Source organism: Kribbella koreensis, from assembly GCF_039525325.1.
In the GTDB taxonomy this organism is placed as follows: domain Bacteria; phylum Actinomycetota; class Actinomycetes; order Propionibacteriales; family Kribbellaceae; genus Kribbella; species Kribbella koreensis.
In genome coordinates, this window is record NZ_BAAAHK010000017.1 from 217737 (window position 1) to 236224 (window position 18488).

Annotated in this window: 21 protein-coding genes, 1 pseudogene and 1 riboswitch; of the genes and pseudogenes, 18 read left to right on the plus strand and 4 right to left on the minus strand. The window is 68.5% G+C overall.

Annotated elements, in window-relative coordinates; translation table 11 throughout:
• Window positions 1–10 precede the first annotated feature (10 nt).
• From ABD116_RS30520 to ABD116_RS30545, 6 genes are all read left to right on the plus strand, one after another.
• Window positions 11–517: a MarR family winged helix-turn-helix transcriptional regulator gene (locus tag ABD116_RS30520; RefSeq protein WP_343978039.1), complete on the plus strand. Its 507-nt coding sequence runs from the start codon at window positions 11–13 to the stop codon at window positions 515–517.
• 14 nt (window positions 518–531) lie between these two features.
• The gene (locus ABD116_RS30525; RefSeq protein WP_343978042.1) at window positions 532–1377 is read left to right on the plus strand and encodes a helix-turn-helix transcriptional regulator; all 846 of its coding nucleotides are present in this window, start codon (window positions 532–534) and stop codon (window positions 1375–1377) included.
• 252 nt (window positions 1378–1629) lie between these two features.
• Window positions 1630–2571: an NADP-dependent oxidoreductase gene (locus tag ABD116_RS30530; protein WP_343978045.1), complete on the plus strand. Its 942-nt coding sequence runs from the start codon at window positions 1630–1632 to the stop codon at window positions 2569–2571.
• A gap of 140 nt (window positions 2572–2711) precedes the next feature.
• On the plus strand, window positions 2712–3302 hold the full coding sequence (locus ABD116_RS30535; RefSeq protein WP_343978048.1) for a dihydrofolate reductase family protein: 591 nt from the start codon (window positions 2712–2714) through the stop codon (window positions 3300–3302).
• 10 nt (window positions 3303–3312) lie between these two features.
• Window positions 3313–3900 carry an acyltransferase gene (locus tag ABD116_RS30540; RefSeq protein ID WP_343978051.1) on the plus strand — a complete coding sequence of 196 codons (588 nt, stop codon included), beginning with the start codon at window positions 3313–3315 and terminating at the stop codon, window positions 3898–3900.
• A 31-nt stretch (window positions 3901–3931) separates the two neighbouring features.
• Window positions 3932–4708 carry a RibD family protein gene (locus ABD116_RS30545; RefSeq protein WP_343978054.1) on the plus strand — a complete coding sequence of 259 codons (777 nt, stop codon included), beginning with the start codon at window positions 3932–3934 and terminating at the stop codon, window positions 4706–4708.
• Here the strand turns inward: ABD116_RS30545 and ABD116_RS30550 are convergent.
• Entirely contained in the window at window positions 4690–5598 is a 909-nt protein-coding gene (locus tag ABD116_RS30550) for an alpha/beta hydrolase (protein WP_343978057.1), read from the minus strand. The two genes, ABD116_RS30545 and ABD116_RS30550, sit on opposite strands and share 19 nt — an antisense overlap.
• 105 nt (window positions 5599–5703) lie before the next feature.
• Between ABD116_RS30550 and ABD116_RS30555 the strand changes: the two genes are divergently transcribed.
• Window positions 5704–6582: a helix-turn-helix domain-containing protein gene (locus ABD116_RS30555; protein WP_343978060.1), complete on the plus strand. Its 879-nt coding sequence runs from the start codon at window positions 5704–5706 to the stop codon at window positions 6580–6582.
• A gap of 266 nt (window positions 6583–6848) precedes the next feature.
• On the opposite strand, the pseudogene ABD116_RS41865 reads toward ABD116_RS30555, so the two are convergent.
• Window positions 6849–7499, minus strand: a pseudogene (locus ABD116_RS41865) (aminoglycoside phosphotransferase family protein); the annotation flags it as partial.
• Between the two features lie 57 nt (window positions 7500–7556).
• On the opposite strand from ABD116_RS41865, the gene ABD116_RS30565 reads away from it, so the two are divergent.
• Entirely contained in the window at window positions 7557–7922 is a 366-nt protein-coding gene (locus ABD116_RS30565) for a VOC family protein (RefSeq protein WP_343978065.1), read from the plus strand.
• Between the two features lie 60 nt (window positions 7923–7982).
• Here ABD116_RS30565 and ABD116_RS30570 read toward each other — a convergent pair whose 3' ends face one another.
• Window positions 7983–9179, minus strand: a complete 1197-nt coding sequence (locus tag ABD116_RS30570; RefSeq protein ID WP_343978068.1) for an RNA polymerase sigma factor — start codon at window positions 9177–9179, stop codon at window positions 7983–7985.
• Window positions 9179–9547 (minus strand): YciI family protein, encoded by a 369-nt coding sequence (locus ABD116_RS30575; RefSeq protein ID WP_343978071.1) that lies wholly within the window; start codon window positions 9545–9547, stop codon window positions 9179–9181. Before ABD116_RS30575 ends, ABD116_RS30570 begins: the two co-directional genes overlap by 1 nt.
• 228 nt (window positions 9548–9775) lie before the next feature.
• On the opposite strand from ABD116_RS30575, the gene clsA reads away from it, so the two are divergent.
• From clsA to gcvP, 10 genes are all read left to right on the plus strand, one after another.
• On the plus strand, window positions 9776–10372 hold the full coding sequence (gene clsA / locus ABD116_RS30580) for a cardiolipin synthase ClsA (RefSeq protein WP_343978074.1): 597 nt from the start codon (window positions 9776–9778) through the stop codon (window positions 10370–10372).
• 10 nt (window positions 10373–10382) lie between these two features.
• On the plus strand, window positions 10383–11231 hold the full coding sequence (locus tag ABD116_RS30585) for a DUF881 domain-containing protein (protein ID WP_343978077.1): 849 nt from the start codon (window positions 10383–10385) through the stop codon (window positions 11229–11231).
• The gene (locus tag ABD116_RS30590; RefSeq protein WP_020389931.1) at window positions 11228–11560 is read left to right on the plus strand and encodes a small basic family protein; all 333 of its coding nucleotides are present in this window, start codon (window positions 11228–11230) and stop codon (window positions 11558–11560) included. Before ABD116_RS30585 ends, ABD116_RS30590 begins: the two co-directional genes overlap by 4 nt.
• A gap of 1 nt (window position 11561) precedes the next feature.
• Window positions 11562–12377, plus strand: coding sequence for a DUF881 domain-containing protein (locus ABD116_RS30595; RefSeq protein WP_343978080.1), 816 nt, complete (start codon window positions 11562–11564; stop codon window positions 12375–12377).
• 37 nt (window positions 12378–12414) lie between these two features.
• Window positions 12415–12795, plus strand: coding sequence for a glycine cleavage system protein GcvH (gene gcvH / locus ABD116_RS30600; protein ID WP_343978083.1), 381 nt, complete (start codon window positions 12415–12417; stop codon window positions 12793–12795).
• Between the two features lie 137 nt (window positions 12796–12932).
• On the plus strand, window positions 12933–13454 hold the full coding sequence (locus ABD116_RS30605; protein ID WP_343978087.1) for a zinc-ribbon and FHA domain-containing protein: 522 nt from the start codon (window positions 12933–12935) through the stop codon (window positions 13452–13454).
• Window positions 13455–13494: 40 nt separating this feature from the next.
• On the plus strand, window positions 13495–14136 hold the full coding sequence (ftsR, locus tag ABD116_RS30610; protein ID WP_425552187.1) for a transcriptional regulator FtsR: 642 nt from the start codon (window positions 13495–13497) through the stop codon (window positions 14134–14136).
• Between the two features lie 46 nt (window positions 14137–14182).
• Window positions 14183–14674 carry a bifunctional nuclease domain-containing protein gene (locus ABD116_RS30615; RefSeq protein WP_164596575.1) on the plus strand — a complete coding sequence of 164 codons (492 nt, stop codon included), beginning with the start codon at window positions 14183–14185 and terminating at the stop codon, window positions 14672–14674.
• 178 nt (window positions 14675–14852) lie between these two features.
• Window positions 14853–15446 (plus strand): MerR family transcriptional regulator, encoded by a 594-nt coding sequence (locus ABD116_RS30620; protein ID WP_425552196.1) that lies wholly within the window; start codon window positions 14853–14855, stop codon window positions 15444–15446.
• Window positions 15447–15467: 21 nt separating this feature from the next.
• A riboswitch (glycine riboswitch) is annotated at window positions 15468–15565 on the plus strand.
• A gap of 73 nt (window positions 15566–15638) precedes the next feature.
• Complete coding sequence (gene gcvP / locus ABD116_RS30625) at window positions 15639–18488, plus strand: aminomethyl-transferring glycine dehydrogenase (RefSeq protein ID WP_343978095.1); 2850 nt, start codon at window positions 15639–15641, stop codon at window positions 18486–18488.

An 18488-nucleotide genomic window follows, 5' to 3' on the forward strand; every position in this document is an offset into this window, starting at 1 on the left:
CTATCGCGGGATGAGGGACGCGGCGCCAGGCCTGAGCGCGGAGCAGCTTGGTGCGTACTTCGCTCTGGTGGAGGTCAGTAGCCTTCTTCAGTACGCGGTGGACGAGCACCTGCGCATCGACGGTGACCTCAGCTATGTGCAGTTTCAGGTCCTCGCCCGACTTGTCGACGCGCCCGGGGGCAAGCTGCGGATGACCGATCTGGCCGACGGTGTCGTGTACAGCCGTAGCGGGCTGACCTATCAGGCGGGCTTGTTGGACAAGCGTGGCCTGATCACCCGTTCGCCGTCCCCGGATGACGAGCGCAGTGTCATGGTGGCGGTCACGGACGTCGGCCGTGACCTGGTCGCCCAGGTACTCCCGGGGCACGTTGACCGGGTCCGGCACCTGTTGTTCGAACCCTTGACCAGCGACGACGTCACCGCCCTCAACACCGTGCTGGGCCGGGTCCGCGACCATATGCGAGCCGCCCCGCCCCGCTCCGCCAAGCCTCGCGCGCGGCGCAACCAGACCGGCTGAGGCGGGCGAGAACGATGGACCGCGCGTTGCTGGCGGACTTTCTCCGGGCTCGCCGGGAAGCACTGCAGCCGGAGGAGGTGGGACTGCCGCGGGGTGCCCGGCGTCGTACCGGTGGGCTGCGGCGCGAGGAGGTCGCGGTGCTGGCCGGTATGTCGGCCGACTACTACAGCCGGCTTGAGCAGAAGCGCGGCCCGATGCCGTCCGAGCAGATACTGGCCGCCGTGGCCCAGGCGTTGCGGCTCAGCCCGAGCGAGCGGGAGCACCTGTTCGCCCTCGGCGGGCACGCGGCGCCGCGGCGCACCCTGCCGGACGACCGGGTCAGTCTGGCCATCAGGACCATCGCGGAGCAGCTCTCGGACACACCCGCGATCGTGTTCTCCCGGTTCGGTGAGGCATTGCTGCAGACCCCGGGGGCGGTGGCGCTGTTCGGTGACTACACCCGCTTCGAAGGCATGGCGCGCTACCTGGTCTATCGCTGGTTCACCGACCCGGCCCAGCGTGCCATCTATCCACCCGAGGACCATGACGTACGCTCCCGGGTCTTCACCGTGGATTTGCGGGCGGCGTACACGACCGATCCGGCGGGCACCGCCGGAGAGATCGTCGACGCGCTACTGGCGGTCAGCCCCGAGTTCGCCGAGGTCTGGCGGCGGCACGAGGTGGACGTCACCCATCACCACGAGCTCAAACGCTACCGGCACCCGGAACTGGGCGAGTTGGAGTTGTACAGCCGGCGGCTGGTGGATCCCGACGAGGACCAGGATCTGCTGGTCTTCATGGCCGAACCGGGCTCACCGAGTGAGGCCAAGCTCCGGCGGCTGATCACCGTGGCCGGGGGACGAGGCGTGAGCCAAGCCTGAACCCCTTATCCATGGTCTGTCATACCGTGGATAACGAGGACATTCACCCGCCTCCCGTTCTGCGCCACGCTTGAGTGGTCGAACCGGGAAGGCTCCGGCCGCCGCGAGTAACGAGGACAGTTCTGCCGACCGGCAGTGACCCCGGCTGAGCCGGCTGTCCCGCACACCACACTTGCTTCGAATTCGAAGCTTGCTATTGTTCAGAAGTGCTTCGAAATCGAAGCACGCCGAATCAGAAAGATGAGGCCCGTCATGAAGGCAGTGCGTTTCCACGAGTACGGCACCCCAGAGGTCTTGCGCTACGAAGACGTGGACCAACCGGCCCCCGGCGCCGGCGAGATCCGGATCCGGGTGGCGGCGACGTCGTTCAACCCGGTCGAGGGCAACATCCGCGCCGGGGTCATGCAGGGCCCCATCCCGATCCGGCTGCCGCACACCCCCGGCCTCGACATCGCGGGCACGGTCGACGCGCTCGGCGAGGACGTGACCGGCTTCGACATCGGTGACCGGGTGATCGGCGCCCTGCCGTTGACCAGCACCGGCGCAGCCGCGGAGTACGCCATCGCCCCGGCCCGGCTTCTGGCGGCGGCCCCCACAAGCGTCCCGCTGGTGGACGCCGCCGGACTACCGCTGGTCGGGCTCACCGCATGGCAGGCGCTGTTCGACCACGCGAAGCTGACCACTGGCCAGCGGGTGCTGATCAACGGCGCGGGCGGCGTCGTCGGCGGCTACGCGGTCCAGCTGGCCAAGAACGCCGGCGCGTACGTGATCGCCACCACCGGCCCGGGCAGCGCCGAGCAGGCCAAGACGGCCGGCGCCGACGAGATCCACGGCTCGGGGATCCCGGAGCTGTCCGAGCCGGTCGACGTCGTGCTCAACTTCGCCCCGATCGCCCCGGAGCAGATGGCCGCCCAGGCCGGCGTGATCCGGGACGGCGGTGTGCTGGTCAACACCACCGTGTGGATGCCCGCTGCGTCCGACGAGGCCCGCGGCGTACGGGGAATCAACCTTTTCTTCCGTCCCGACGCCGAACAGCTCGCCCAGCTGGTGACCCTGCTTGACGCCGGCAAGCTGCACCTGGGTGCAACCCGGCGGGTCCCGCTGGCCGGACTGGCACAGGTGCACGCCGAAGCCGCCACCGCCCCGATCAACGGGAAGATCGTCTTCGTCGCCCCCAGCGCCACCCTCGACTAGGGGAGGACTCGGTCCCCACGCCGCATGCTCGCCCCAGCTGAACCGGCACGACGCGACCGAGCGCTCCGACCGGTACGGAGTACCGAAGAAGGAGTCGCCGCCCTGTTGCGTGCCGGCGGGCCGGAAGCCAGGTTGGGGTGATGGCGATCATCAGGCTCTACATGACCATCTCCCTGGACGGGTTCGTCACCGGGCCGGACGACGGGGAGGAGGCTCCGATGGGGGTCGGTGGGTTCCGGCTCTTCAACTGGCTCGACCTTCGCGATGCGCCAGGGCCGAGCGGTCAGCCGTTCGCGGAGATGATGGCCACCCGGGCGGTCATCTCCGGACGCCGGACCTTCGAGCTGGCTGGACGCTGGGCCGGCGATCACCATGACGGCGTGCCGATCTTCGTCCTCACCCATCAGGTTCCGGCGGACCCGCCGCCGGGATCGGCCCGGTACGTCACCGACGTTCGCGAGTGTGCCGCGCAAGCCCGTCGAGCAGCCGGAAACCATGACGTGATGGTGCATGGAGCCGGGGCGGCGCAAGCGCTCCTGCGAGCGGGGGAGCTCGACGAACTGGAGCTCCATGTCGTGCCGGTCCTGCTCGGCCAGGGGCGACGGCTGTTCGACAACCTGCCCGCGGAGATCGTCGAGCTCGACCTGCTCCGCACCCTGACCACCCCGGAGACCACGCCGTCACACCAGCAGGTGATGCACCTCCGCTACCGGGTCCGGCACGCGACGTAACCTGCCGGGTGTGGACGATCTTGCTGCGCAGGCGAAGCTTTGGGGGCAGAAGTGGTGGTGGTATCAGCGGAATTCGTTGCCTTGGAATCGGGCGCGGATTCACTGGGAGCTGATGCGTCGTGGGGCGTTCGCGCGGTGGCCGTTGCATGGGGAGGTGCTGGAGGGGTTCAGGGACGGGCGGCTCGAGGTCGGGGCGCAGACGATGTTCGAGCCCAATGTGTGGATCACGATGGGCGAGCAGGGGCGGGTGCGGATCGGGGAGGGGACGTTCCTGAACATCGCGGTGATGGTGGCCGCGCATGAGCTGGTGGAGATCGGGTCGCATTGCATGCTGGCCAACGGGTGTTTCGTGACGGATGCCAATCACCGGTTCGATGATCCCGATCGGCCGGTGCCCTGGCAGGGGTTCGATTCCAAGGGGCCGACGCGGATCGGCGACAACGTCTGGCTCGGTGCGAACGTGGTCGTCACCAGCGGAGTGACGATCGGCGATCGCTGCGTCATCGGCGCCAACAGCGTCGTCACCGAGGACATCCCGGCGTACTCGATCGCGGCCGGGGTCCCGGCGAAGGTGCTGCGCACAATCACCTACGACTGAAATGTCGGTGGCGGGCGGTAGTACTGGGTGAATGGAACAGCTCGATCGCCCCAGGGTCGTGGTCTCGGTGACGATGTCGGTCGACGGGCGGATCACGCTCGGCCGCAGCCGGTTGCTCATGGATGCCGATGCCTCGAAGGTCTGGCAATCACTGGCGCCGGCCAGCGCGCAGGTGCTCGACAAGGCGCGTTCGGCGCAGCTCGACAGTCTGTACCAACCTGAGGCGATCCTGGAGGGTAGCGGGTCGTTGGTGGCGGACTCTGCCGGCCCACTGACCGGGCTGCCGACCGAGTTCGACTACCCAGCCGACCTGCTCTACAGCGACTTCCTGCCTGAGGAGGTGGTCGAGCGGCCGGGGCACGCGAAGTGGTTCACGGTCGTCGACAGTCGCGGGCGGGTTACCTGGGAGGACGAGGACCATGGGGAGTGGGATGTCCTGGTGCTCGTCGCGCGGGCGACTCCGGCGGCGTATCTCGCGCATCTCCGCACGCGGCGGATCTGCTACCTGGTCGCCGGTGACGAGCGTGTTGAGCTTGCGGCGGCGTTGGGTCGCATGCGGGATCTTCTGGGCGTTGGCTGTGTCTTGTCCACGGCTGGTGGTGGGCTCAATGGAGCTCTGCTTCGGGCAGGTTTGGTCGATGAGATCCAGCTGCTGGTGCTTCCGGCGGTGATCGGCGGGCTCGGTACGCCGACGGTGTTCGACGGTCCCGAGCTCGGCGATCATGAGCTGCCGACTCGATTGGAGCTGCTGTCCAGTCATACCGAAGCAGACGGCATGCTCTGGCTCCGCTACAAGGTGGTTCGGTAGAAGTCGGCCAGCTTCGCGACTGCGGGAGTCACGTACTCGTCCTTGTCGTAGAGATCCACGTGGCTGGCGCCGTCGAGCCAGAACAGTTCCTTGGGGTGGCTTGCCTGTTCGAAGGCCTGGGTGGTCATCCAGGAGGTGACGGCCTCCCGCCCGGCGATCATCAGCAGGGGGCGTGGGCCGAGCCGGCTGATGAAGCGGAAAGCGTCGAACTGGGCGATGCGGTCGACGCTGTTCCAGGTCAGGGTCTTGGCCGAGCGCGGGTGCTGCGCCCGGTCGGTGCAGTAGTACTGCCAGCCTTCGAAGACGTGCTGTCCGCCTGCTCGCGCCTGTTCCTCGCTGGCCGGGAAGAGCGCGAACTCCCCGACGCCTTCGCCGCGCGCTTCCGCAGTACGGGCCGTGGCCGCGGCGTCGAGCATGCCCTGGATGATCGCCGGGTCTTGCCGGCCGTCGGCGCCTTCGCGGAACTGGAGGCTGATGTCGGCGGCGCTGACCGTCGCGATCGCCTTCAGCCGATGATCGGTCGCGGCCGCCGGGATGACGTAACCGCCCGAGGCGCAGATGCCGAGGGCGCCGATGCGGTCGGGGTCGACCTCGTCACGGACGCTGAGGAACGAGACGGCTGCCTTGATGTCCTCGACGCGGTGGGCGGGATCCTCCAGGCCGCGGGGGAGTCCTTCGCTCTCGCCCTGGTACGCGGCGTCGAAGGCGAGGGTGATGAAGCCGGCGCGGGCGAGGCGTTCGGCGTACAGGCCGGCGGCTTGTTCCTTCACGCCGGTGCCGGGGTGGCCGACGACGACGGCGGGGAGGCGATCGGTGGTTTCGGAGTCGGGGAGGTAGAGGTGGCCGGCGAGGTTCAGGCCGGCGCTGTCGAAGGTGACGGTTGTTCTCATGGGTCCACCGTGCTGCGGGCTCGAGCCGGGGAGTAGAGACGGGTTTCTGCCTGGGAAGGAACTTGTCCCCCCAGAAAGCTGCTGCCAGGTTGGAGAATGGTTGCCATGAGCAGCGAGCACGGTACGCCGGCAGCCGAGCTGGGCGAATTCCTGAAGGCGCGACGGGCTGAGCTGAGCCCGGCCGCTGTTGGGCTGCCCGAGACTGGTTCGGCTCGTCGGGTGCCCGGGTTGCGTCGGGAGGAGGTGGCGCAGCTGGCGGTGATGAGCGTCGACTACTACACGCGGCTCGAGCAAGGACGGCTGCAGGCGTCGGCGTCGATCCTTGCTGTGTTGGCTCGGGCGTTGCGGCTGGACGAGGATCAGCAGGCGTACATGTACCGGCTGGCTGGGAAGAGTCCGGCCAAGCGGCGTCGGCAGCGGGCGCAACGGGTGACGCCATCGATGCGACGGCTGCTCGACCAACTGAGGGAAGCGCCGGCGATGGTGCTCGGCCGTCGGCTGGACATCCTCGCCTGGAACGATGGAGCTACTACCCTCTATACGGACTTTTCCCGGTATGACGATGCCGAGCGCAACTATGTGCGGCTGCTCTTCGTCGATCCGGTGATGCGGGAACTGCATGCCGATTGGGAGAGCGCGGCCCGTACCGCTGCCGCCACCCTGCGGATGGAGGCGGCCCGCTACCCCGACGATCCGAAGCTCGCGTCCCTAGTCGGCGAACTGTCCGTCCGCGACGCCGACTTCCGTACTTGGTGGGCGACTCACCAGGTGACGAGCACCGGCACGGCCACCAAGCACTACCGCCACGCCCTGGTCGGCGAGCTCTTCCTCGACTGCGATACCTGGGTCAGCCCCGAAGACCCCGACCAACGAATCCTCATCCTCACCGCCGCCCCCAACACCCCCTCCCACGACGCCCTGCAAATCCTCACCTCCTGGACCGCCACCACCCACCCTGCTTCTACGCGGGGCGAGGTGGAGTGAGGTGGTTTACGAGGGTGGTTACCAGGGTTAGGAGGTTGGTGAGGGCGGGACCGGTGCGGCCTCGGCGGTAGCCGTGGTGGTGGCCCCAGAAGGTGGTTCGGACTGCGTGGAGGTGGGCCCAGCGGCCTACTCGTTCGCGGTCCAGGTGGGCTGCTTCGGCGAAGATGTCGAGGCTGCGGTGGAGGCCCTTGGCGGGGTCGGGGGTGGTGAGGATGGTCAGGGCGCGGGTTTTGAGCAGGGGTGCCGGCGTCGGAGGCGGGGTCTCCGGCGTAGCCTTTGGGGTCTACGGCCAGCCAGGGTTCGCGGTCGGCGCGGAGGATGTTTCTGCCGTGGAAGTCGCCGTGGATGATCAGGTTCGGTTGCGTGCGGGCGAGTTCGTCGATGGTCGCTCTGGCGGCGTCGAGCGCGCGGGACGAGAGTCCATGCGGCAACGTACGGGCGTCCTTCTCCAGGTCTTCCGCCCAGGAGTCTGCTTGGTCCTGCAACCGGGGTAGGGCGGCGGGTGCGTCGATGGCCAGCAAGTGGTTGAGGCGGCCGGCGACTTCGGCGATCTCGTCTTCGTCGGTCAGTGAGGCGAGGGTCGTCGAATGCGCTCGCTCGAGCAGCATCGCGAAGTGATCGTCGTCCCGCTCATGCAGTACGACGGCCCCCCGGCCGGCCCAGGCTGCGAAGGCGTCAGGTTCGTACCGGTTGCCGGGATGAGGGAAGGACACCTTCAGTACTGCGACGCCCGCATCGCCTCGTCGGACGGGAACGATGATCCCCACGCCGCCGAACATCACAGCCCCATCCGGCTCGCAGTCCCAGCGATCCAGCAGCTCAGCCACCAGCGACGGGAGCGCGTCGAGCCACGGAGTACAGGCTTCACCCTCGCGGGCGACGGTGGTCCTGACGAACTCGGCCGGCACGACGATCATCCGGCTCAAGCTACCTCGCTGACGGAGCACTAAGTTCGGAGAATGCACAGGAGCCGAGTGTCTACTTTTCTGATCGACGTACCGAAGGAGCAGGCGGTGGAGGCGTCGACGTTCTGGGCGGCGGCCCTGAACGCCACCCCGGAGAGCGAGCCGGGCGAGCCGCAGTACACGGATCTGAAGGGAGCGTTGCCGGGGTTCGTACTGGCTGTCCAGGCAGTCGATGACGAGCCTCGGTACCACCTCGACATCGAGACCGACGACGTCGCCGCCGAGGTTGCGCGGTTGGCGGGGCTGGGGGCGGTCGAGGTGGCGAGCTGGCAGGGGTGTCACACGATGCGGGTGCCGGGCGGGCAGCTGCTCTGTGTCATTCCGATGCACAGCGCACCGGAGGAGTTCGCGGAGCGTGCGACGACCTGGTCGTAGGTGATCAGTTTTCTGGTCACAGCGGGCTTGTGTTCAGAAAACTGATCACGCGGTGAGGGTTCAGAGCGAGTCGGCGCGGGCGAGTAGGTACTGCTGCTCGGGAGCGCTGAGGGTCTGGCGGGCGGCGAGGCGGTATGCGGCTTGGGCGGCGGTGGTGTCGCCGGAGAGTTCGAGTAGATGGGCCCGGACGGCTTCTACTCGGTGGTGGTCTTTCAGGGCCGGGTCGTCGGCGGTGGCTGCTAGGCGTTCCAGTCCGTACTCCGGGCCGTGCACCATCGCGAGGGCGACGATGCGGTTGAGGCTGACCATGGGGCCGGGGGAGAGGGTTTCCAGGAGTTCGTAGAGGACGAGGATCTGGCGCCAGTCGGTGTCTTCGGCCCGGGGTGCTTCGTCGTGGACGGCGGCGATCGCGGCCTGGAGTTGGTAGGGGCCGATGGAGGCGGTGCGTAGCGTGGCCGAGATCAGTTCGGTGCCTTCAGCAACAAAGTCGTCAAGCCACAGGGAGCGGTCCTGGTCGGGCAGCGGGATCAGTGCGCCGTCGGGTGCGGTGCGGGCCGGGCGGCGGGCATCGGTCAGGAGCATGAGAGCCAACAGGCCGGCGACCTCGCCCTCGGAGGGGAGTCGGGCCTGCAGTTGACGGGTCAGCCGGATGGCCTCGGTGCTCAGCTCGACTCGGTGCAGAGATTCGCCGGAGCTTGCGGTGTAGCCCTCGTTGAAGATCAGGTACAGCACGGCCAGTACTGCGGTCAGCCGCTCCGGCAACTCGTCGGCAGGAGGTAGCCGGAACTCCGCGCCCTCCTTCTTGATCGTCGCCTTCGCCCGGCTGATCCGCTGGCCGATCGTCGACTCCGGGACGAGGAACGCGCGGGCGATCTCGCCCGTGGTGAGCCCGCCGACCGCCCGCAACGTCAGCGCGATCTGCGACGGGGGAGTGAGCGACGGATGACAGCAGAGGAACAGCAGCGTCAAGGAGTCGTCGACATCAAGAGGCGCGGGCTCGGAGGATTCCAGCCCCGCGACAGTCTCCTCGCGCCGGAGCCGGGCGGCCTCGCTGCGCAGCATCTCGATCCGGCGGCGCGACGCGACGGTGATCAGCCAACTCCGCGGATTCGACGGCACCCCGTCGACCGGCCACTGCTGCGACGCGGCCAGCAGCGCCTCCTGGACGGCGTCCTCGCAGGTGTCGAACCCGCCGTACCGGCGGACCAGCGGACCCACGATCTGTGGGGCGAGCTCGCGGAGCAGCTGGTCGATCATCAGCTGAAGGAGCTCAGGTCCCGGATCGGCCGTACCTCGACGATGCTGAACGGTGCCTCGGGGATCTGCGGCACGATCTCCAGCGCCCGCTCCATCGACGGGCAGTCGAGCAGGTAGAACCCGGCCAGTTGCTCCTTCACCTCGGCGAACGGCCCGTCGGTCGTCATCGGCCGGCCGTTGCGGAAGACCACCTGCTTGGTCGCCTCCGGGTCACCCAGCGAATGCGAGACGACCAGCTCGCCGCTGGCCGCGAGGGCGTCGTTGAGCGCGGCGTACCCGGTCATCGACTCGGCCTTCTGCTCGTCGGACAGCCCGTCCCAGACCTGCCGCGACTCGGGATTGCCGTAGATCAGTACCAGAAACTTCACCGTCCCAGCCTAGAGCCGGACCGGGCCGAGCTACGGGCTGATCTCGATCAGGTCACCTTCGGGTCACCGCGCCGCGGCCTGCGTAGCCATGCGGTTGTGAATACGTTCACCTAATCAAGGAACACCGGTGTGGCCGGGGCAGAACCCGGTACCGGGCCCAAGTACAGTAACGACCGGGACAGGGGCGCCGTTCGCGGTCGCCCGATTCGCAAGCAGGGGGAGGATCGCGTGCCGGACCTGGAAGTGTCCGATCGGGTGCTGACGATCCCGAACGCACTGAGCTTCATCCGGTTGCTGGGCGTACCGCTCTTCCTCTGGCTGATCCTCGGGCCGGAGGAAGACGGCTGGGCCCTGCTGGTGCTGGCGATCTCGGGCTTCACCGACTGGGCCGACGGCCAGATCGCGCGCCGGATGAACCAGACCACGCGGCTCGGCCAGATGCTCGACCCGGTCGCCGACCGGCTCTACATCTTCGCCACCGTGCTCGGTCTCGCGCTGCGCGACATCATCCCGTGGTGGCTGGCGATCGCACTGCCGTTGCGGGACCTGTTGCTCACCTTCGCTCTGCCGGCGCTGCACCGCCGGGGCGTCAACGCACTGCCGGTGCATTTCCTCGGCAAGTCCGCGACCTTCTGTCTGCTGTACGCGTTCCCGTTGCTGCTACTCGGTGACGGCGACAGCACGCTCAACCTGCTGGCCCGCGTCTTCGGCTGGGCCTTCGCGATCTGGGGCACCGCTCTGTACTACTGGGCCGGCGCCCTGTACTTCGCACAGCTGCGCCATCTGATGCAGACCGTGAAGCCGATCAGCAAGCAGGCGGGCTAAGGGCGATCCCGTGACCCAATCTCCACCCGGCCAGGCTCCACCCGGGCAGCGACGCGTCGACGCGTCCATGTCGTTGCTGAACAACCTGATGGCCCACCCGCTGGACGAGGGCTACGCCGTCGCGGCGAAAGCCCGTCCGTCGCAGGGCGGCAAGGCCAACAAGTCGCGGCACCGGATCATCCTGGTGATCGCACTGCTCTTCCTGGGCTTCCTGCTCGCCGTCGCCGCGTCGCAGAACTACCGCAGCGCGCCCGAGGCGGAGAAGCAGCGCAAAGAACTGATCACCCGGATCAACACCGCCGACGGCCGGCTGACCGACCTGCGCGGCGAGCAGATCAAGCTCGCCGACGAGGTCCGTGGGCTGCAGGCCGGTGGACTGAGCAACACCAGCGAGGGCGCGGCGCTGCAGCAGAAGCTGAACGACCTCGAGCTGCAGGTCGGAGCCGTCGCGGTGACCGGTCCGGGCCTGAAGGCCGTCGTCGACGACGCCAAGGACTCCGACGACAAGCAGGGCCGGTTGCTCGACGTCGACCTGCAGCAGTTCGTCAACGGGCTGTGGACGGCCGGCGCGGAGGCGATCTCGGTGAACGGTCACCGGCTGACCACGCTGACCGCGATCCGCGGTGCGGGCAGCGCGATCACCGTCGACTACAGTTCGCTGACCCCGCCGTACACGGTGCTGGCGATCGGGGACACCGCGACCATGCCGGCCCGGTTCGCGCAGAGCTCGGGCGGCCAGTGGGTGCAGTACCTGGTCAGCAATTTCCATGTCCGGATGACGATCACGACGGAGGATTCCTTGCTGGTGCCAGCCGATGCCACCATCGCGCTGCGGTACGCGAAGGTGGGTGGGAGATGATCGCCGTCCTCGGCCTGGTGATCGGCGTCGTCGTCGGTCTGCTGGTCGCTCCCGACGTACCCGAGTGGGCCCAGCCCTATCTGCCGATCGCGGTGGTCGCCGCGCTGGACGCGGTCTTCGGCGCCCTGCGGGCGTTCCTGGACGGCATCTTCGACGACAAGGTGTTCGTCGTCTCGTTCGTCTCGAACGTGCTGATCGCGGCCCTGATCGTCTACCTGGGCGACCAGCTCGGGGTCGGCTCGCAGCTGTCCACCGGCGTCGTGGTCGTGCTCGGGATCCGGATCTTCACCAACATGGCCGCGATCCGGCGCCACGTCTTCAGGGCCTGAGATGAGTACCGACGCCCCGTTCCCGCCGCCGGACAAGCCGGAGCCGGCCGAGCCGACGCCGATGCCCAAGCCGAAACCGAAGACGCCGAACCTGGCGCTGCGGCGGCTGCGGACCGGATTCAAGCCGTCCCGCGGGCAGGCGATCGTGGCCGTGGTGCTGGCGCTGGTGGCCTGTATGGCGGTCGTCCAGGTCCGGGTGAACCGGGCCGACGACGGCTACCAGAACGCCCGCCGCGAGGACCTGATCGCGATCCTCGACGGCCTCGGCCAGAACACCCGGCGGCTGGAGACCGAGATCACCGAACTGGAGGCGCGCAAGAACACGCTGACCTCCAGCGCGGACAAGGCGCAGACCGCCCGTGAGCAGGCCGAGCAGCAGGTGCGCGTGCTCGGCATCCTGGCCGGGACGCTGCCCGCCGTCGGCCCCGGGGTCCGGATCACGCTGAACGACCCGGACGCCAAGATGCAGTCCAGCAACCTGCTGGACGCGATCGAGGAGCTCCGCGACGCGGGCGCCGAGGCGATCCAGATCAACGGGCAGGTCCGGGTGGTGGCCAGCACCGATCTGGTCGACGACCCGCCCGGGGTGAAGATCGACGGCGAGAAGGTGCAGTCGCCGTACGTGATCGAGGCGATCGGCGATGCCCACAACCTGGCCGAGGCGGCCAACTTCCCCGGCGGCCTGGTCAGCGAGGTCGAGGGTCCCCAGGTCGGCGGCACCGCCGAGGTGAGCGAGCTGCCGAGCGTGTCGATCACCGTCTTGCACGCGCCGGACGAGCATCGTTACGCTCGCCCGGCACCGAGCCCGACGAAGTAACTCCCTGCAGTTTCCATTGAAAGAAAGAGGGACCGAGGTGTATCCCGAAGATCTGAAGTACACGGCCGAGCACGAGTGGGTCAAGGCCGGCGACGGCCCGGTGCGGGTCGGTATCACCGACTTCGCCCAGGACGCGCTCGGCGACATCGTGTACGTACAGCTGCCCGAGGTCGGCACCGCCGTCCGGGCCGGCGACTCCTGCGGCGAGCTGGAGTCCACCAAGAGCGTCAGCGACCTGTTCGCGCCCCTCAACGGCACCGTGCGCGCCGTCAACGAGGCGCTGGCCGACCAGCCCGACCTGGTCAACACCGACCCGTACGGCGAGGGCTGGCTGCTCGACATCGAGGTCGACGACGACGAGGAGATCGAGGCGTTGATGGACGCCGACACGTACAAGGGACAGCTCGACCAGAGCTGAACTTCGGACGCAGGGCAGTAGCTGGTAAGTTCTGTCGGACCTCAACCGCCGGTCGAGGGTTGGGGTCCTAGTCCACACTGTCATCACGGGGTCAACGAGAACGTCGCCGGACCGCCGGCGATCGGGAGGATCACAGCATGCCGTTCTGCAACCAGTGCGGGCACGAGAACTCCGAGGGCAGCAAGTTCTGCTCGCAGTGCGGAACGATGCTCCCTGGCGCGGACCGTCCGGTGACCGCCCCCGGGGTGACCGACACCGCGATGCTCGCACCGATCAGCGTCGAGCCGGAGACCGAGCGTTTCGATCTCGGCGAGAGCCTGTCCGCCGAGGACGAGGCCGCGGTCGGCGCGCTGCCCCAGGGATCGGCGCTGCTGATCGTCCAGCGCGGCCCGAACGCGGGCAGCCGGTTCCTGCTCGACGTCGACGTGGTCACCGCCGGCCGGCACCCCGACAGCGACATCTTCCTCGACGACGTGACCGTGTCCCGCCGGCACGCGGAGTTCCGGCGCGACCCGCAGGGCGTGAAGGTCCGCGACGTCGGCAGCCTGAACGGCACCTACGTGAACCGCGACCGGATCGACGAGCTGCAGCTGTCGAACGGCGACGAGGTGCAGATCGGCAAGTACCGGCTGGTCTACTACGCCAGTGGCCAAGCCTGAGTCTGGAGACTCCGCACTAGGGGGCAGCAGCATCGGTGAGGTGCTGCAGCTCCTGCAGGCCGAGTTCGCCGACGTCACCATCTCCAAGATCCGCTTCCTCGAGGCGGAGGGGCTGGTGACGCCGGCCAGGACCGCTTCGGGGTACCGCAAGTTCAGTACCGCCGACATCGAGCGGCTTCGCTATGTGCTGACCGCGCAGCGCGACCAGTACCTGCCGCTGAAGGTGATCAAGGACCACCTCGACGCGATGGATCGCGGGCTGCGGCCGCCTGCTCCTGGTGGCCGGCCGGCGGCGCCGCAGACGTTGCCCCAGCCTGCCGGGCTGCCCGATGCCGAGGACTTCTCGACGTACGGGACCGAGTTGAAGCTGACCCGGGACGAGCTGCGCGAGGCGGCCGGGATCACGGCCGAGTTGCTCGAGCAGCTGGAGAGTCACAACCTCGTCGTGGCCCGGGGCAACCACTACGACGGCGACGCGATCCTGATCGCCAAGGCGGCCGCCGAGTTCGCGCAGTACGGGATCGAGCCGCGGCATCTGCGGCCGTTCCGGGCCGCCGCCGATCGTGAGGTCGGGCTGATCGAGCAGGTCGTACAGCCCCGGCGCGACGACAAGACGCTCGAACTGGCCGCCCTCGCGGTGCGTTTGCACGCGGCACTCGTCCGGTCACGGCTCACCCGCTGACCCCGGCGGGGCAGCCCCGGCCTGGCCCGCAGAGTAGGCTGAAGGAGTGCGCGAAGTCGACGTGGTCGGAGTCCGGGTTGAGATGCCCTCGAGTCAGCCGATCGTGCTGCTCCGGGAGGTCGGCGGAGAGCGGTACCTGCCGATCTGGATCGGCGCGGCCGAAGCGAGCGCCATCGCTTTCGCCCAGCAGGGGATGGAGCCTCCCCGGCCGCTGACCCACGACCTGTTCGCGGAGACCATCCGGGTGCTCGGGCACACGCTGAGCCAGGTCCGGATCGTGAACCTGACCGACGGCGTGTTCGAGGCGATCCTGGTCTTCGACGACAAGACCGAGATCTCCGCCCGCCCGTCGGACTCGATCGCGCTCGCGCTGCGGACCGGTACGCCGGTGTTCTGCACCGAGGAGATCCTGGCCGAGGCCGGCATCCCGGTTCCGGACAGTGAGAACGAGGACGACGAGGTGGTCGAGGAGGAGGAGGTCGAGCGCTTCCGCGAGTTCCTCGATCACGTCACACCGGAAGACTTCGACAAGAGCTGACAGGTAACGATTCGTATTGGATCCGCGACACGCATCCGGCTCGGGGCGGTTGTCGTTGACCCGGCCTGAGCGGCGGCTTACCTTGAAGGAGTCGTGGGGTGTTGTAACTCCACGGATGTGATCCGTTCCAGTCGGTACCCAGGGAGGCTCAGGCGTGACACGCACCGGCGACACAGATCTGACGGCGCAGTCGACGTCCGAAGCACACGCCGAGGCGGCCGTCACCGCCGGCGTCCAGGGTCTGCTCTTCGAGGACGACCTGAAACCGATGCCCGACGACGTCGGTTTCCGCGGCCCGACGGCCTGTGCCGCGGCCGGTATCACCTACCGCCAGCTGGACTACTGGGCCCGCACCGGACTGGTCTCACCGTCCGTCCGCCCGGCCACCGGTTCCGGCACCCAGCGGCTCTACGGCTTCCGCGACGTCTTGTTGCTCAAAGTGATCAAGCGGCTGCTCGACGCGGGCATCTCGCTGCAGCAGATCCGCAGCGCCATCGCCCACCTGAGCAAGCGCGGCATCGACGACCTGACCCAGATCACGCTGATGAGCGACGGCGCCTCGGTCTACATGTGCACCTCGCCCGACGAGGTCATCGACCTGCTGGCCGGCGGCCAGGGCGTCTTCGGGATCGCCCTCGGTGGCGTCTGGCGCGAGGTCGAGGGATCGCTGTCCGAGCTGCCGACCGAGCGGCTCGACGCGCACGGCGAGACCGGCGACGACCACGCCAACGACGAGCTCGCTGCCCGCCGCCGTGCCCGGATGACGGGCTGAGGTACCCTCGTTCTCAGCCGTACACAACACTCGGGAGAGTCTCGACCTGCTGTCTGGTCGGGCGCCGAAGGGGCAATTCCTCCCCGGAACCTCTCAGGCCCATGGACCGAGTGTCTTAGGCGACTCTGAAGCGCGCGCCGCGTGACAGAGGGGGAGGCCACCGGCAATTGTCAGCAACGGAGCCTCCACACAATGACTGAAACCCCTGTTCAGGTGTCAGCGGTGTTCGCCGACCGTCACATCGGCCCGCGGTCCGGCGAGATCGCCAAGATGGTCGAGACCCTCGGGTACGCCGATGTCGACGCGCTCGTCGACGCCGCGGTGCCCGCCTCGATCCGCTCGACCGAGCCGCTCCGGCTGCCCGAGCCGGCCTCCGAGGTCGACGCGCTGACCGAACTGCGCCAGCTCGCCGCCCGCAACAACGTCGCCACCTCGATGATCGGCCAGGGGTACTACGGCACGTTCACCCCGTCGGTGATCGTCCGCCGCCTGGTCGAGAACCCGGCCTGGTACACCGCTTACACGCCGTACCAGCCGGAGATCTCCCAGGGCCGTCTCGAGGCGCTGCTGAACTTCCAGACCGTCGTCTCCGACCTGACCGGCCTGCCGACCGCGAACGCGTCGCTGCTCGACGAGGGCACTGCCGCCGCCGAGGCGATGACGCTGGCGCACCGGTCGAACCGCAAGAGCAAGAGCAACCGGTTCCTGGTCGACGCCGACTGCTTCGCGCAGACGATCGCGGTCGTCCAGACGCGCGCCGAGGCGCTCGACATCGAGGTCGTCGTCGCTGACACGACCGATGGGCTGCCGGAGGGCGACTTCTTCGGCTTCCTGGTGCAGTACCCGGGCTCCGGCGGTGTCGTTCGGGACCTGAAGCCGCTGATCGCGGCGGCACACGACCGGGAGACGCTCGTCGCGGTCGCGTCCGACCTGCTGGCCCTGACGCTGCTCGAGGCGCCGGGCGAGGCCGGGGCCGACATCGTCATCGGGTCGTCTCAGCGCTTCGGGGTGCCGCTGTTCTACGGTGGGCCGCACGCTGGGTTCATGTCGGTGCGCGCCGGGCTGGAGCGGTCGCTGCCGGGTCGGCTGGTCGGCGTTTCGGTCGATGCAGATGGCGCGCCGGCGTACCGGTTGGCTTTGCAGACGCGGGAGCAGCACATCCGGCGTGAGAAGGCGACCTCGAACATCTGTACCGCGCAGGTGCTGCTCGCTGTCGTCGCGTCGATGTACGCCGTCTACCACGGTCCGGAGGGGCTGAAGGCGATCGCTGAGCGGGTCCACCGCCACGCGGACAGCCTCGCCGCCTCGCTGAAGGCCGGAGGCGTCGAGGTCGTGCACGACCAGTTCTTCGACACCGTCCTGGCCCGGGTGCCCGGTCGTGCGGCGGATGTTGTCGACACGGCTCGGCAGAACGGCATCTGGCTGCGTGAGGTCGACGCGGACCACGTCGGTATCTCCTGTGACGAGAAGACCGACGCGACGGCGCTGGTCGGGGTCTGCCGTTCCTTCGGCGTGACGTACGACGCGGCGCTCGGCGGTGACGCCCTGGCCGAGACGGTCACGCGGACCTCGGAGTACCTGACGCACCCGGTCTTCAACACGCACCGGTCCGAGACGGCGATGCTGCGCTACCTGCGCAAGCTGTCGGACTACGACTACGCGCTCGACCGCGGCATGATCCCGCTCGGCTCCTGCACGATGAAGCTGAACGCGACCACCGAGATGGAAGCCGTCACCTGGCCCGAGTTCGCCGACATGCACCCGCTGGCGCCGATCGAGGACGCCGCCGGCTACGTGAAGCTGATCGGCCAGCTGGAGCGCTGGCTGGCCGAGGTGACCGGCTACGCGAAGGTCTCGATCCAGCCGAACGCCGGCTCGCAGGGTGAGCTCGCGGGGCTGCTCGCGATCCGCGGCTACCACCGGGCCCAGGGCAACGAAGATCGCAACGTCTGCCTGATCCCGGCGAGCGCGCACGGTACCAACGCCGCCTCCGCGGTGATGGCCGGGATGAAGGTTGTTGTTGTCAAGGGCAACGATGACGGCACGATCGACCTGGCCGACCTGCGCGCCAAGGCTGACGAGCACGCGGAGAAGCTGGCCGCGATCATGATCACCTACCCGTCCACGCACGGCGTGTACGAGGAGAGCGTGACCGAGGTCTGCCAGATCGTCCACGACCACGGCGGCCAGGTGTACGTCGACGGCGCGAACCTGAACGCGCTGCTCGGGCTGGCCAGGCCGGGCGAGTTCGGCGGCGATGTCAGCCACCTGAACCTGCACAAGACGTTCTGCATCCCGCACGGTGGCGGTGGCCCGGGTGTCGGTCCGGTCGCGGTCGCCGCGCACTTGGCGCCGTACCTGCCGAACCACCCGTTGCTCGACCAGGCCGGCCCGGAGTCGGGTGTCGGTCCGATCAGCGCGGCGCCGTTCGGCTCGGCCGGTGTGCTGGCGATCTCCTGGGCGTACATCCGGATGATGGGCGCCGAGGGGCTGACGTCGGCGACCAAGGCCGCCGTACTGACCGCCAACTACGTCGCCAAGCGGCTCGAGGACGCCTTCCCGGTGCTGTACACGGGGGAGAACGGGCTGGTCGCGCACGAGTGCATCCTGGATCTGCGGCCGATGACCAAGGAGACCGGTATCACCGTCGACGACGTCGCGAAGCGGCTGGTCGACTACGGCTTCCACGCGCCGACGATGTCGTTCCCGGTCGCCGGGACGTTGATGGTGGAGCCGACCGAGTCCGAGGACCTGGGTGAGCTGGACCGGTTCTGCGACGCGATGATCGCGATCCGGCACGAGATCGACCGGGTCGCGGCAGGGGAGTGGCCGGCCGGTGACAACCCGCTGGTGAACGCGCCGCACACCGCGTCGTCGGTGATCAACGACAAGTGGGAGCACGCCTACACCCGCGAGGAGGCCGCTTTCCCCCAGTCGGTCGACCGCACCACGAAGTACTGGCCGCCGGTCCGCCGCATCGACGGAGCCTACGGCGACCGCAACCTGATCTGCTCCTGCCCCTCCCCGGAGGCCTTCGAGTAA

Coding starts and splice junctions, on each gene's coding strand:
- ABD116_RS30520 (WP_343978039.1), top strand. CDS start 11: ATGAGGGACGCGGCGCCAGGCCTGAGCGCGGAGCAGCTTGGTGCGTAC.
- ABD116_RS30525 (WP_343978042.1), top strand. CDS start 532: ATGGACCGCGCGTTGCTGGCGGACTTTCTCCGGGCTCGCCGGGAAGCA.
- ABD116_RS30530 (WP_343978045.1), top strand. CDS start 1,630: ATGAAGGCAGTGCGTTTCCACGAGTACGGCACCCCAGAGGTCTTGCGC.
- ABD116_RS30535 (WP_343978048.1), top strand. CDS start 2,712: ATGGCGATCATCAGGCTCTACATGACCATCTCCCTGGACGGGTTCGTC.
- ABD116_RS30545 (WP_343978054.1), top strand. CDS start 3,932: ATGGAACAGCTCGATCGCCCCAGGGTCGTGGTCTCGGTGACGATGTCG.
- ABD116_RS30550 (WP_343978057.1), bottom strand. CDS start 5,598: ATGAGAACAACCGTCACCTTCGACAGCGCCGGCCTGAACCTCGCCGGC.
- ABD116_RS30555 (WP_343978060.1), top strand. CDS start 5,704: ATGAGCAGCGAGCACGGTACGCCGGCAGCCGAGCTGGGCGAATTCCTG.
- ABD116_RS30570 (WP_343978068.1), bottom strand. CDS start 9,179: ATGATCGACCAGCTGCTCCGCGAGCTCGCCCCACAGATCGTGGGTCCG.
- ABD116_RS30590 (WP_020389931.1), top strand. CDS start 11,228: ATGATCGCCGTCCTCGGCCTGGTGATCGGCGTCGTCGTCGGTCTGCTG.
- ABD116_RS30595 (WP_343978080.1), top strand. CDS start 11,562: ATGAGTACCGACGCCCCGTTCCCGCCGCCGGACAAGCCGGAGCCGGCC.
- ABD116_RS30605 (WP_343978087.1), top strand. CDS start 12,933: ATGCCGTTCTGCAACCAGTGCGGGCACGAGAACTCCGAGGGCAGCAAG.
- gcvP (WP_343978095.1), top strand. CDS start 15,639: ATGACTGAAACCCCTGTTCAGGTGTCAGCGGTGTTCGCCGACCGTCAC.